The following is a 13,437-nucleotide window of genomic DNA, read 5'->3' as shown; positions in this document are numbered from 1 at the left end:
GTTGATCGAGCTCGCGGTGAATGGTGTCGGCGTCAGCCGGCCATATCGCTTCGACATATCGATCTACCGAGACAACGAGGCCCGGTTCTGGCTCGACCTGACGAATCCCGATGTCCGCACGATGAGTATCGATGGTGTTCCGATCGCCTTTCACTCCGAGGGTTCCTGGGCCCGGTTCGTCGGCGGCTTGGTGGTGCAGGGTGGTCCTGGCGTGGTCTGGGACAACGTCGAGGCCGCACATGACGCCTGGCTCGGTGCCGGCCGTCCACCGCGTGAGCAATACTGGCTGACCGTGACCGCGGCAGGTCAGGAGATCTTCCTCGCCGGTGCACCGGCTGGAGCCGTTGCCTGAGTGAGGTCTCGACGGTCGGAGGCGCGGGGCTTGTATTCAGTCGCGAGCCGCCTTGCCCGTACGGCGAGGTGAGCACGATCACGTCGACGGGGGAGGTCGGCGCCTGGGAGCTGACACGCGCGATAAGCGCGCGGACGGAGGGCGATAAGCCCACAGCCCGGCGGTAGCCGGATACTCCCGGCGCCAGCCGGGCAACGCCTGCGATAAGCAGGCAACCTCCGCCGGCGCCAAGCCGGAGGGTGGGCGGGAGCGCGCGTAGCTGGTGCCTGGAGGAGCGGAGCGACGGAAGGCGGCTGCGTAGCTCGCGTGGGAAAGAAAATCCCTCCCCGGAAGCCGGAGAGGGTTCGTGTGGTCAGGGGCGGTCTCGAACCGCCGACCTTCCGCTTTTCAGGCGGACGCTCTACCAGCTGAGCTACCTGACCGGGGAGAAAAGGCGGCGGCGGATGCTTGGACATCCGCCGCCTTCTCCTGGCGACCCAGACGGGACTCGAACCCGCGACCTCCGCCGTGACAGGGCGGCACGCTAACCAACTGCGCTACTGGGCCAGGATGCTCGACGATGGTACACCATCTTCGAACTGTTCAATTAATCGGCCTTTCGACCGTATCCCCAACGGGATTCGAACCCGCGTTACCGCCTTGAAAGGGCAGCGTCCTAGGCCACTAGACGATGGGGACTCGGACCCGCGGGAGCCGAAGCTCCAGGGACAGCCGTAAGCATAGATGAGACTTGGCCAGGGTCCAAAACGAGTTCTGGGACGGGGGGTGGCCCGCCTGGGAAGGGCCTGGGATGGGGGTGGGGGTGGGTGCTGGGAGGGCTGGCTGCCGGGGTGACGTTGCTGAGTGGCTGAGCTGTGGTCTTGGGCGATCGGCGAATGAGGGGCTGGTGGGCGTGCCGCTGGTGGAGGGGCCGTAGGTGGCGGTGGGGACTTGCGGGCAGGAGGGGGCGCCGCTGGGTGGCGTGCGGGCTGGGTGGGGTTGTGCGCGGCCGACTGCGGCTTCGCGTCGACGGGTAGGCGTGTGGTGGGGCTCACTAGGCTGGGGCCGTGATCGAGATGAGCCGGGCGGACTTCGAGGTGCTGGTGGCCGAGGCGCTGGATGAGGTGCCGGTTGAGTTGGCGTCTCTGATCGACAACGTCGCGATTTTCGTGGAGGACGACGCGCCGGCCAGTGACCCGGGGTTGCTTGGGATCTATGAGGGGATTCCGCTGACCGAGCGCGGCAACTGGTACGGCGGGGTGTTGCCGGATCGGATCACGATCTATCGCAATCCGACGCTGGCGATGTGCGAGACGGTCGAGGATGTGGTGGATGAGGTGAACATCACGGTCGTGCACGAGATCGCGCACCACTTCGGGATCGATGACGCTCGGTTGCACGAGCTCGGGTACGACTGAGCCGGGGCACCAAAACCCAGCACGACGACTGCCCGTAGACCCCCGCGCGACGACCGCCCGCAAACCCCAGCACGACGAAACGCCCGCACACCCCGGTACGCCGTACCGGAACATGCGGGCGCGCAAAACCACCTGCACCGGGCTCAACGAGCCCCGGCGGGATCAGGAGCGGCGGAAGAGCAGCTTCCAGGGCATCAGGGCCGACTCGAGCTGGACCTTCAGGCTCATCTTGGATGCGCCGTGGGTGCGTTCCTCGAAGCGGATCGGGACCTCGGCGATGCGGAAGCCGCGGCGGACGGCGCGGTGGTTCATCTCGACCTGGAACGAGTAGCCGTTGCTCTGGATCGAGCCGACCTCGATCGCGCGCAGCGTGTCGGCCTTCCAGGCCTTGAAGCCGGCGGTGGCGTCCTTGACGTGCAGGCGCAGGATCGTGTTGACGTAGAAGTTCGCCCAGGCCGAGAGCAGCCGGCGGTGCCAGGCCCACTCGGCGGCCGCGGAGCCGCCGGGGACGTAGCGTGAGCCGATCACCACGCCCGCGTCGGTGGTCCGCAGCGTCTCGACCATCGTCGGCAGGACCGACGCCGGGTGGGACAGGTCCGCGTCCATCTGGATCACGATGTCGGCGCCCTCGTCGAGCGCGCGGGTGATCCCGGCCACGTAGGCGCGGCCGAGGCCGTCCTTCTCGGTCCGGTGCAGTACGCCGACCTGCTCCGGCGCGGCCTTGGCCAGCTCGTCGGCCACGTCGCCGGTACCGTCGGGGGAGTTGTCGTCGACGACCAGCATCTGCAGCCCGGGCAGCTGCAGGTCGGCCAGGAGCTTGGCCAGCTCCGGCAGGTTGTCCCGCTCGTTGTACGTCGGGACGACGACGATGATCTTGGAGGAGCTCTCGCCCATGAACCTGTTTCCTTCTTCGGGGACCTAGGACGCTATCGCATCAACCGGTCTAGATTCTGTTAGGTGACGTGGCTGGGAATAGATGTCGGTACCACCAACACCAAAGTGTGCCTCTGGCCCCAAACCAAGGTGCTGTCGGCGACAACCCCGCGGACGGCGGCTGAACTGGTCGCGACGACGCTGAAACTGGTGGCTGAGATCGCCGCCGGGGAACGGATCGAAGGCGTCGGCATCGCCGGAATGGCCGAGACCGGGGCACCGCTCGGAGCGGACTACGAGCCGCTCACCGACCTGATCAGCTGGCGGGATCAGCCCGGCGTCGAGCAGGTCGCGCGCCTCGAAGACGAGTTCGGGCCCCAGGAGCTGTACGCACGGACCGGTCTGCGGCTCAGCCCGAAGCTTCCGCTGACCACCTGGCGCTGGCTGGCTGACACCACAGACGTCCTGGCCCGCACCCGGCTCTGGGCGGGAGCGCCCGACCTGGTGTTCGCCGCGCTGACCGGCCGGTACGCGACTCACCTCACCCACGCCCAGCGGTACGGCGTACTCGATCTGCGCCGGCGCACCTGGGACGACGAGCTGCTCGCCTGGGGTGGTCTGGACCGCTTGCCCGAGATCGCCGAGTCGATGACGATCGCCGGGCACACGATCGCCGGGCCGCTGCCGACCGGCGTACCAGTGGTGCTGTGTGGTCATGACCACCTCGTCGGTGCCTGGGCGGCCGGAGTCCGCGAGCCTGGGCAGGTCGCCGACTCGCTCGGGACCTCTGAGGCGGTGATCACGCCGAGCGCGGAACTCGTCATCGACGACGAGCTGCGAAGGCAAGGGATCAGCGTCGGCTGGTACGCCGACGGCCGGCGCGGGGTCGCCGTGTCCGGGCACGCGGCCGCGGGTGGCCTGGTCGACGAGCGGCTCGCACACTTCGGCCACGGCTACGACTGGCTCGTCGGGGTCCTCGAGGTCCTGGGGCCGCCGAGCGATCAGGTCATCGCCCCGTACCCGACCGGCCGGCAGGCGCCACTGCCCGACCCGACCGCCTCGTACGACGTACGCGCACCCGCCGCCGATCCCGCCGCCGAGCTGCGCGCGCTGGTGGACGGGCTGAGCTTCCACGCCCGCTGGATGGCCGAGGAGCAGACGCGGCTGCTTGGGATCGACTGGCAGGACACGATCGCCTTCGGTGGTCCCACCCGGCTCGAGGGGTGGATGCGGCGCAAGGCGCTGGCCGGTGGCGGCCGGGGATTCGCAGTGGTGGAAGGCGAAGCGGTGGCGGCCGAAGGGGCGGCGCTGATGGCCGCGGAGGTCGTGAGCGGACGCCGTTCGCAGGCCCTGACAGGGAACCCGGTGCGCATTTCTCAGGCACTCTCCAGGACTTGGGATGGATTCTTCTGGGATCGATTCCATAAGGTGGTCACAGCGGTCGGATGATCGCGGTGGAGGGAGACCGGTGGACGTGACACTGCAGGCCTTGTCCTACGACGACGGGACTTTCGCGATGGTCGCCATGGACCAGCGCGAAAGCCTGCGCACGATGCTGGCCGAACACGGCCGGCCCGACGATCCGGCCGCGATCACAGCGTTCAAGGCCGCCGTCGCCGAGCATCTGGCGCCGCTGGCCTCCGGCTTCCTGATCGACGCCGGGTACGACGCGCCGACCGAGCCGGGGCTGATTCTGGCGGTCGACCAGCTGACGCAGGAACGCGGCGGTCCGGTCACCGACACCCATCTCGACCGCGCGCAGCTGGAGGATCTCGCGGCGGCGAAGGCGCGCGGGGTAGTGGCGCTGAAGTTGCTGGTGATCTGGAAGCGCGACGGCGAGCAGGCGCGGCGGCTGGAGATGGCCCAGGAGTTCGTGGAGGTGTGCCGTACGGCGGGATTGCTGTCGGTGCTCGAGCCGGTCGTGCAGCCCGCGCCGGATGAGGACGACTTCGACCTCGACGAGGCGATCGTCGCCGGGGCCGAGGCGCTGGGGCCGACCCGGCCGGATCTCTACAAGGCGCAGGTGCCGAGTCGAGGGCTCGGCGACGCCGACGCGATCGTGAAGACCTGCGAGCGGATCACGGCGACGTTGCCGGTTCCGTGGGTCGTGCTGTCGAACGGCGTGGCCCGCGACGACTTCCCGCGTGCGGTCGAGCTGGCCTGCACCGGCGGAGCCTCAGGCACGTTGGCCGGGCGCGCGTTGTGGACGCCCGCGCTGGAGGCCGACGACCCGGTGCCGGTGCTGGCGACTCGCTGCCGGGAAAGGCTGGCGGAGATCGCCGAGATCGTCCACCGCACGGCCCGCCCGTGGCAGGCCGCGGTAGGACACAACTGACACCGCAGCGGAGCTCACCACTGCACTGACTGAAGCTCCGCAACCGTCAACGCGTCCTCACACGCCAGCAACAGGACCCCGATGCACCACGAGTGCGACAACGTCAGCACCGCACCAGGCGGCCCGAAGCACTCCGTCTGGTAGTACCGCTCGGTCACCATTCCGCGCCGCGCGTTGAAATCACCATCGCGCCGCGCGACGAATTGCCGGAAACACCGCAGATGCTCCGCCGCCGACACCGCGTACGAAGGGTCCCCGGTCAGCGTCGACAACTCGGCCAGCTCCCGGGTGCAGATCAACCCGTAGTTGTGCAGATGCTGATTCGACGGACTCGCCTGATCAGCCCCGCGCGAGCGGAAACCGTAGGCGCCGAGAATCGTCTCCGGAGCGAACGACACGTCGTAGCTGTAGCGAAAGGTGAGCATCCAGTCCGCCGCCGAGCGAGCCAGTTCGACCCACCGCGCGACCGGATCCACCCGGTGCAGCGCGACATACGCCATCACCGCCGCGTAACCGTCCTCGGAAGTCGGCGCCAGGTCGACGTCTTCCGGGGCTCCGCACAACGTCCCGTTCCGCACGTCCGCCGCGTAGTACGCCGCACCGCGCCGCGCGGCGTCCAGATACCGCTCGTCGCCGAACAACTCGTACGCCTCCGCGAGCGCCGTCACCCAGGTCAGCCCGGCCGCGCCCAGACGGGACAGCACCTCGCCGGTGTCCGCGTGGTACAGACTTCCCAAGTTGCCGGAAGCATCTTGGACGCCGACCGCGAAGTCGAGGTTGGCGAGCGCAGCCGCCCGCCAGCGCGGGTGCTCGACCGGTTCGGCCGCCAGCGCGCGCACCGTGAACAGCGTCGCCTCGGCCAGCGTTCGGGCGTGCAGCCCGCGCGGTACCGGCGTCCATGACTGGGTCCAGCCGCGCTCGGCGTACCAGACGCCCCAGAAGGTGCCCGCCAGAGTGAGTTCCCCGGTGATGTGGTCGATCACCGCGATGCCGGCGTCGACGTACTGCTGATTGCCGGTCCGCCGGCCATGGCGCAGCAACGCTTGCGCGTAAGGGATGCCGCTCACCCACGCGACGTGCATCGCCAGCCGATCGCCCTGCCCCGGCGTACCGGCGAAGTCCCCGGCCAGCTCCCGGTCGAACAAGGCCGTCTCCGTCAGCACCGCCGGATCGGTGCGGTAGTGCCACCTCCACAGCCCGTACGCCGTGAGCTCGGCCGCGGTCGGCACATCGACCCACGGCTCGACCGGCGGCCGGGCCGATCGCTCACGAGACCGCAAATGGCTCAGGACCGGGGCGTAGGAATCCGTGTCGGCCGGCAGCTGCCAAAGCCCGAGCCGCAGCTCGTGCGATTCGCCCGGCTGCCAACGGTGCACCGCCGACAGTGGCGCGACACCGCGCGGTTCGCCGACGTAGCTGAACGGCTCTTCCCGATAAGGAAAGCTGACCCAGATCCGCCGCCCGTCCTCGGATTCACCGAAGCCCAGGCCGGTGAGTCCCAAGGACGTCGTGGCATCGGTCTCGAGCGCGACACCGCCCGACTGGTCCCAGCCGAAAACCACCGGCGTCGCAGCCCGATCGGCGCGAAAGGCCCACCGGTCGGCGACCAGCTTCTCGGCGTCCAGCCCGCCGGGCGCAAAGCGCGGATAGAGCCGCGCGCAGGCCGGATCCCGGTTGTCGCCGTAGAACAGCCCTGGGATCAGCCAGTGCGGATGCCCGGACCCACCCGGCAGCGGCACCTCGACGCGCAGGCGCGCGTCGATCGGCTCAATCCCGGTGTAGACGACGCGAAGCCGCACCCAGTGCTCACCATCCGCCACCGGCGTGATCGTCAAATCGAGCTGCCAGGGCCCGTCGTCCACCCGATTGCCGCGTTCGTCCTCGACCGTCACCTGCATCGAACCACTCCTTCTCGCAGGCCGAGCCCGTCGACACTGACCAGCCGCTCACCTCGGACTCCGACCCAGTCCAGATCGAGTACCCGTTCCTCCCCGGGCAGCAGGACGAAGCCGCTGTCCGAGCAGACCATCCACCCGTCCGCGTCGCCGCCGAGCGGTCGCCCGTCCAGCACCCGCACGAACGGCGCCGCGGGTCCGGCGAGGTGCCGGATCGTCAGCCGGCCGTTGTGTTCGCTTGCTCCGATGTGAGGCTCGAGCGACAACAGCTCGGACAGATCCTCGGCGCCAGTCAAAAGGTAGCGGCGATCAGCGATTACGTTGCCGTCAGCAACCACCTTCAGATCGACGACGAAGCAACCTGCTGGAGTGGGCAGCCGCAGCTCGCCGATCGGAACATTGCCCGACAACCGCACATCTGGGAACGACCGCCGAGCGAGCTCGGTCCCGTCCAGCAGCACGAGGCGGGCGATGACGGTGGCGGCCTCGACCGGGGTGTCAGACAGGGCCCACAGGGCCAAGCGAAGTTCCGGTACGCCGTACCAGCTCTGCCGCGAGCAAACCGCCCCGACCAGCACCGGACGGTACGCCGCCGCCACGCCGTAGTACGCCGGCTTCGGCTCACCGCTCCACGTCACCGCCGACGTGCACCACGCATTGGGATAGGGCTCGTTGAACTGCCACGGGAACGTCCCGACGCATCGTGACGTCCGGCGGCGATGTGCCTCCACGGCGTACTGCAGGCCGTCGCGCTGGAGGAACTGGCTGGCCAGCCCCAACGTCGTCAGGTCGCCGATCGCCCCGCCGAAGCAGCGCTGCACCAGGTCCTCGTTGTTCCACCAGCGGCCGAGGTGGTCCCAGACCGGCCGTCCGCGGGTGGGCATCCGGCGCTCGGCTTCGGGCACCACCCGAGCCACCGTGCGAGGCGTCGTCGCGCCCTCCACCCCGAACTCGCTGAGCAGCATCGCCGTTCCCGCGTCGTACAAGGCGTAGTGATCGACCAGGCCCTGGTGCTCCCACGGCCCATGCACGTCGTGCTGATCGTCCGGCGCTTCCGCGATCGCATCGCGCCGGTTGAGAAACGCCGGCCCGGTCGGTGACGTCGGCAACCACAGCCGCGAGGGGTCGAGCCGCCGCACCACCTCACCCAGCGTCCCGAGCACCGGCGTCCGGTCGTCGAGCGGCTCGCCCTCGCCGGCCTGCAACTCGTTGCCGCCGCCCCAGATCGCGAGCGAGGGGTGATTCCGCAGCCGGGGCACGATCTGCTCGGCCTGTTCGCGCAGCATCCCGACGTACGCCGGATCGTCGGACGGCGTGGACGTGATGCCCGAGCTGGACTGGGAGAACTCCTGCCAGACCAGCAGACCACGCCGGTCGCACGCCGCGTAGAACTCCGGGGTCTCGATCAGCCCACCACCCCAGACCCGCAGCATCGTCACGCCGGCGGCCACCGCGAGATCAAGGAGGTGCTCCAGCCGCTCCTGCCGCGGTACGCCGTACGCGAGGTCCAGCGGGACCCAGTTCCAGCCCTTGCTGAAGATGCGACGGCCGTTCACCACCACGCCGTACGGCAGCGCGCTTTCGTCGACGGGGTAGAAGTCCAGCGTTCGCAGCCCGATCGGCAGTTCGCGGACGTCACTCACCCGTCCGTTCACCCAGACCCGCACGGTGAGCGTGTAGAGCGGCTGCTCGCCATGCCCGTTGGGCCACCACAGCTGCGGATCCTCGACCACCAACCCGTCCAGCACGTCACCTTGCGGCGAAGTCAGCACCCGCTCGACCTCGTAGTTGCCCGGAGCATCGACCTCCACGGCGACGCTCACCAGCGCCCGCCCGTCCTCGATCGACGGGACGACCGCCACCTCGGCGATGCTGGCCGGTCCGGTCACCTCGACGTACGCCGCCTGCCAGATGCCCTGGTGCACCAGTCGCGGACAGAAGTCCCACCCGTAGGTCATCCGCGACTTGTGCACCCCGACGGCGGACGTGTGCCCGACCTGCGGCTCGCTCGGCGGCGCCGGCTCGACCACGACCACCACGACGTGCGATGTCCCGGACCGCAGCAGCTCGGTCACGTCGAACCGGGAAGCGACGAACATGCCGTCGACCCGGCCGAGCTCCACGCCGTCCAGGAACACGACCGCGCTGTGGTCGACGCCGTCCAGGCACAACCACGCCCGCCGGCCGTCCTCGGGCGATGCGAGCTGGAATTCGTGCCGATAGGCCCAGTGCCGGTCCGCGATCCACTCGATCGCCCGGGTGTTCAGTCCGGCGTACGGATCGGGGACCGCGCCGGCCCGCCACAGGTCGTCGACGACGCTGCCCGGCACCCGGGCCGGCAGCCACGCGTCGTGCTCCCGCAGCGGGCCCCAGACCCGGTGGTGGCGCCACTCGTGTCCCAAGAACCCCCGGACCCGCCACGGGGTCCGGTCGAGCGGGATCCGCATCTCAGCGGATCACACCAGGCGGCGGCTTGTTCGGATCCCACTCCAGCAGGTCGACCTCGACAGCGGGGGCGTCCCCGGCGGCGCCGAGCACGAGCGTCTTCACCTCACCAGGACGGAAGACCGTCTCCACGCTCCGGCCGAGGAACGGCAGCGCGATCGTCACCGAAGCCTCCCGCCCGCTGGTCTCGTAGCCGCGGACCACGACCGCGCCGTTGTCGTCCTCGTCCTTCTTGAGCACGCTCAGCACGATCTGGTCGGCGTCCGGCCCCTCGACGGAGACGAACGACTGCTGCTCCGGCAGCGGCCCACGGTGGAAGCACTCGATCAGCGGCGTCACCGGCTGGTTGAGGACCGCCGCGTTGCGCACGACACCGGCCGCTCGCCAGTCACCCGCGTGCGGCTGCAGCCGGTACCGGACCTTCTGGATTCCCTGATCGAGGTACTCGTAGATCCCGTCGTCGTCGAGCCGCCGCGGGTCGTGCCACGCGTACACGGGCGAGCGCACGCAGGTCATCGCCAGCACCGGCCGGCCGTCGACGGACCCGTCAACGGCGAACGAGTACTTCCCGTCGTTGAGCAACGCGACACCCCCGCCCGGCCCGGACAGGTCCACCCAGGCGTGCGACGGCACCTCCTCGCGGTTCTGCTCGCGGACCAGGTGCCCGTACGGGATCTCGTGCGTCGCCTCGGCGTCGTCGAGCGCGAACGGGAAGCACAGCTTGAGCGTCTTCAGCTGCTCCCGCCAGTCGATCGTGACCCGCACCTCGACGGCGTCGGCGCCGGCGTCCAGCACGTACTCCTCGACCAGCGTGGAGCGCTCGTACGCCGACTCGACCCGGACGATCTGCCGGACCGGGCCGTCGGCCAGCCGGCGGATCCGGGTCACCTCGAACGCACCGGACTCCTTCCACAGCGAGCGGACACCGTGGCTCCAGGTGTCGGTGTCGTCGTCGATCACCTGCGCGTGCGCGACCTGCTTTTTCCTGCCCGGCACCAGGTTCGGGCCGTCAGCGGTCGCCAGCGACTTCAGCCAGCCGGTCTTCGGGTCGACCTCGACCCGCACGATGCCGTTGTCCAGCACCAGGTCGTCCCGCGACGGCGTTCCGAGGTGGTACGCCGATTCGCCCGGCCGCAGCGTGTAGAGCTGATAGCCCAGGGCCGGCAGGTCCGCGACGAACGCGACCCGGCGACGGCCGTTCGCGGTCGCCGCCGACCGGATCTCCTGCATCTCCAGCGTCCGGCCCGCCAGGCCCTCGGTCACCGCGATCGCGCCCCGCAACGGCGCCGGGTATCCGAGCTCGAGCTCGACGGTCGCGGTCACCGGCCACGGGTGCGGGTTGAACACCGCGACCGGGACCATCTTCTCCTCGGCCGGTACGTCGATCTGCCGGGCGATCGACTGGATCGACCGGTTCGCCAGCCGGGCCGCGATCGACTTGGCCTCGCCGAGCTGGTCGCGCGCGTCGTCGTAGGCCGGCTCGATCGCCGTCCCGGCAGCGATGTCGTGGAACTGGTTGAACAACACCTGCTTCCAGGCGTGCCCGAGCTCGGCGGTGGCGTCCGGCGTACCGCTGAGAACGCCGGCGACCGTGGTCCACTTCTCGGCGGCGAGCAGCAGCTGCTCGGCCAGCCGGTTCTGCCGCTTGACCTCGGAGTGGGCGGCGTAGCAGCCGATCGCGTGTGGCTGCAGCTCGGTGCTGTGCACCGGGATGTCGTCGAAGCCGCGGGCCTCGTCGAAGAACCGCCGCATCGTGGACGGGAACATGGTCGGGAACAGGTCACGCTGGGCGAGCTGCTTGATCGACTCGATGTTCTCGATCGTCGGTCCGCCGCCGTGGTTGCCGACGCCGTAGAAGACCATCAGCGGCTCGGTGGTGACCGGGAGCTGCTGCAGCGCCTTGGTCACGTGGCCGGAGATCTCGCCGCCGGGCGAGCAGTACTCGTGTGGGATCCGGTAGGCCAGCACGCGCGAGCCGTCCATCGACTCCCACCAGAACTTCTGCCCCGGCAGCTCCCGCTCGTGCGACTGCGGCCGGAGGAAGGCGTAGGAGTCGAGCCGCGCCTTGCTGAGCAGCTGCGGCAGGGTCGCGTTGTGGCCGAACGGGTCGACGTTGCAGCCGACGGTGGCGATCACGCCGAGGTGCTCGGCCAGCCAGCGCTGCGAGTACAGCGCGTGCCGGACGAAGGCCTCACCGCCGGGCAGATTGCAGTCCGGCTCGACCCACCAGCCGCCGACGATCTCGAACCGGCCCTCGGCGACCCGCTTGCGGATCCGGTCGAACAGGCCGGGGTCGTGCTCGGCGATCCAGCTGAAGTAGGCGACCGAGTCGGCGGTGAACACGTAGTCGGGGTACTCGTCCATCCGGTCCAGGGCGGAGCGGAAGGTGGCGCGGACTTCTTGGTACCCCTCCTGCCACTGCCAGAGCCACACCGCGTCGATGTGGGCGTTGCCGATCATGTGCAGGGGGCCACGGGTCATGGACACTCCATGGTTGGGGCACCGGTCACGCTGCTGGGCCGGGCCTGAAGATGTGCGTACGTCGGATCTGTCGTGCAAAGGGGAAACTCAGGACGCCGGCTCGGTACCGTCGGCCCAGCGGTCGACCAGCTCGCTGATCAGGTGCAGGGCGAGCAGGTGCATCTCCTGGATCCTGGCCGTCTCGTCGGCCGGGACGACCACGGCCAGGTCGGCCGCCGCGGCGAGGTCCCCGCCGCGGGTGGAGGTGAAGGCGACCGAACAGGCGCCGTTCGCCCGGGCTGCGGCAAGGCCCTTCACCACGGTAGGTGAAGTGCCCGAGGTGCTGAAACCCACCACCATGTCCTGCGGCCGCGCCAGCGCCTGGACCTGCCGGGCGAAGACGTCGTCGTAGGAGTAGTCGTTGGCGATGCAGCTCACCACGGCCGCGTCGCCGACCAGGGCCACCGCCGGGAGCGGACGCCGCTCACGCAGGTACCGGCCGATCAGCTCGCCGACGAGGTGCTGCGCGTCCGCCGCGGAGCCGCCGTTACCGTACGTGTACAGCACGCCGCCCGCGGCGAGCCGCCGGATCAGCTCGTCGGCGACGGCCTGCACCTGCGGCAGGTTGGCCCGCATCGCGGCTGTCACCTCCGCGTGCCGATCGAGCTGGGTGTCCAGCAAACGTTCCACCTGAAGCTCGGTCATGCGTCGCCTTCCGGGCGCTCGGAGTTGTCGTCGATTCGGTGAAAAGCGATGGCGGCCGCGCCGAGCACACCCGCCTGATCGCCGTGATGACTCAGTACGACGTCGCAGGCCTTCGCCGCCGGCGGCATCGCCTGCCGGAGCGCGCCCTCGCGGACCGGATCCAGCAGGAACGCACCGGCTCGGGTCACGCCGCCGCCGAGCACGACCAGCGCCGGCTCGCAGACGTTGATGATCACCGCGACCATCCGCCCGAGCATCGCCGTCGTCTCGTCCCACACCTCGCGGGCTAATGCATCACCCGCGCGGGCGTGCTCGGCCACGTCCCGCGCGGTCACGTGGGGAATCGTTGCCAGGGAGGAGGTCCGTGCGGTCAAGGCCTCGGTCGCGCGGCGGGCGACCGACGTACCGGAGACGTAGGCTTCGGCGCAGCCGCGAGCGCCGCAGCCGCACTCGCGGCCCTGCCAGTCGACGACCACGTGGCCGAGCTCGCCGCCCTGGCCCGCGGCACCGCGGAACAGCTCGCCGTCGATGACCACCCCGCCACCGAAACCGGTCGAGATCGTCAAGTAGACAAGGCTGTTCACACCCCAGCCGCCCCACCGGTGCTCGGCGAGCGCGGCGGCCGTCGCGTCGTTCTCCACGTACGCCGGAAGGCCGAGCCGCTCGGTCACCATCCGGGCCAGCGGCACCTCGTCCCAGCCGGGCAGGCCGGGCGGGCCGAGGATCACGCCGGTGCTGGGATTCAGCGGCCCGCCACAACCGATGCCGACGGCAATCACTTCCGGGTGCCCGGCCTCGGCCAGCGTCTTCTCGGCCAGGTCGAGCAGCCGGCCGACGACCGCGTCCGGGCCCTCGTGCACCGCGGTCTCGACGGTGCGGAACGACAGCACGGTGCCGTCGGCAGCGACCACGCCGGTGGCGAGCTTGGTCCCGCCCACGTCCAGGGCGAGCACGGTTGGCTCAGGCATGCGCTCG

The 13,437-nt window shown here is 69.9% G+C and carries 10 protein-coding genes and 3 tRNA genes; 4 read left to right on the top strand and 9 right to left on the bottom strand.

Translation table 11 applies throughout. The features are described 5' to 3' along the window. The first annotated feature begins 1 nt into the window (after nucleotide 1). The gene (locus BWI15_RS40255) at nucleotides 2–352 is read left to right on the top strand and encodes a hypothetical protein (RefSeq protein ID WP_237771508.1); all 351 of its coding nucleotides are present in this window, start codon (nucleotides 2–4) and stop codon (nucleotides 350–352) included. Between the two features lie 349 nt (nucleotides 353–701). Here BWI15_RS40255 and BWI15_RS29125 read toward each other — a convergent pair. From BWI15_RS29125 to BWI15_RS29115, 3 genes are all read right to left on the bottom strand, one after another. After that, nucleotides 702–774: transfer RNA gene (locus BWI15_RS29125), tRNA-Phe, on the bottom strand. Between the two features lie 47 nt (nucleotides 775–821). Further along, nucleotides 822–898 (bottom strand) — tRNA-Asp (locus BWI15_RS29120). 59 nt (nucleotides 899–957) lie between these two features. Further along, nucleotides 958–1,030: transfer RNA gene (locus tag BWI15_RS29115), tRNA-Glu, on the bottom strand. Between the two features lie 377 nt (nucleotides 1,031–1,407). Here BWI15_RS29115 and BWI15_RS29110 point away from each other — a divergent pair. Then, nucleotides 1,408–1,749: a metallopeptidase family protein gene (locus BWI15_RS29110; RefSeq protein WP_441327748.1), complete on the top strand. Its 342-nt coding sequence runs from the start codon at nucleotides 1,408–1,410 to the stop codon at nucleotides 1,747–1,749. Nucleotides 1,750–1,911: 162 nt separating this feature from the next. Here the strand turns inward: BWI15_RS29110 and BWI15_RS29105 are convergent, their stop codons facing one another. Continuing rightward, the gene (locus BWI15_RS29105) at nucleotides 1,912–2,643 is read right to left on the bottom strand and encodes a polyprenol monophosphomannose synthase (protein WP_077017747.1); all 732 of its coding nucleotides are present in this window, start codon (nucleotides 2,641–2,643) and stop codon (nucleotides 1,912–1,914) included. Nucleotides 2,644–2,832: 189 nt separating this feature from the next. On the opposite strand from BWI15_RS29105, the gene BWI15_RS29100 reads away from it, so the two are divergent. Together BWI15_RS29100 and BWI15_RS29095 are read left to right on the top strand one after the other, a co-directional pair. Then, nucleotides 2,833–4,071, top strand: a complete 1,239-nt coding sequence (locus tag BWI15_RS29100; RefSeq protein ID WP_168197392.1) for an FGGY-family carbohydrate kinase — start codon at nucleotides 2,833–2,835, stop codon at nucleotides 4,069–4,071. 19 nt (nucleotides 4,072–4,090) lie between these two features. Beyond that, the gene (locus BWI15_RS29095) at nucleotides 4,091–4,957 is read left to right on the top strand and encodes an aldolase (RefSeq protein ID WP_202817758.1); all 867 of its coding nucleotides are present in this window, start codon (nucleotides 4,091–4,093) and stop codon (nucleotides 4,955–4,957) included. 14 nt (nucleotides 4,958–4,971) lie between these two features. Here the strand turns inward: BWI15_RS29095 and BWI15_RS29090 are convergent, their stop codons facing one another. The 5 genes from BWI15_RS29090 to BWI15_RS29070 form a co-directional block, all read right to left on the bottom strand. After that, nucleotides 4,972–6,855, bottom strand: a complete 1,884-nt coding sequence (locus BWI15_RS29090; RefSeq protein WP_143465945.1) for a hypothetical protein — start codon at nucleotides 6,853–6,855, stop codon at nucleotides 4,972–4,974. Continuing rightward, nucleotides 6,846–9,299 carry a glycoside hydrolase family 2 protein gene (locus tag BWI15_RS29085; RefSeq protein WP_077017745.1) on the bottom strand — a complete coding sequence of 818 codons (2,454 nt, stop codon included), beginning with the start codon at nucleotides 9,297–9,299 and terminating at the stop codon, nucleotides 6,846–6,848. Before BWI15_RS29085 ends, BWI15_RS29090 begins: the two co-directional genes overlap by 10 nt. A gap of 1 nt (nucleotide 9,300) precedes the next feature. Further along, nucleotides 9,301–11,778, bottom strand: coding sequence for an alpha-mannosidase (locus tag BWI15_RS29080; RefSeq protein ID WP_077017744.1), 2,478 nt, complete (start codon nucleotides 11,776–11,778; stop codon nucleotides 9,301–9,303). Between the two features lie 87 nt (nucleotides 11,779–11,865). Then, on the bottom strand, nucleotides 11,866–12,462 hold the full coding sequence (locus BWI15_RS29075) for a D-sedoheptulose-7-phosphate isomerase (protein ID WP_077017743.1): 597 nt from the start codon (nucleotides 12,460–12,462) through the stop codon (nucleotides 11,866–11,868). Continuing rightward, entirely contained in the window at nucleotides 12,459–13,430 is a 972-nt protein-coding gene (locus BWI15_RS29070; protein ID WP_077017742.1) for an ROK family protein, read from the bottom strand. Before BWI15_RS29070 ends, BWI15_RS29075 begins: the two co-directional genes overlap by 4 nt. Nucleotides 13,431–13,437 lie beyond the last annotated feature (7 nt).

Source organism: Kribbella sp. ALI-6-A, from assembly GCF_001984195.1.
GTDB lineage: Bacteria > Actinomycetota > Actinomycetes > Propionibacteriales > Kribbellaceae > Kribbella.
The sequence above is the reverse complement of the archived record's forward strand: the minus strand, read 5'-3'. Positions and strand labels throughout refer to the sequence as shown.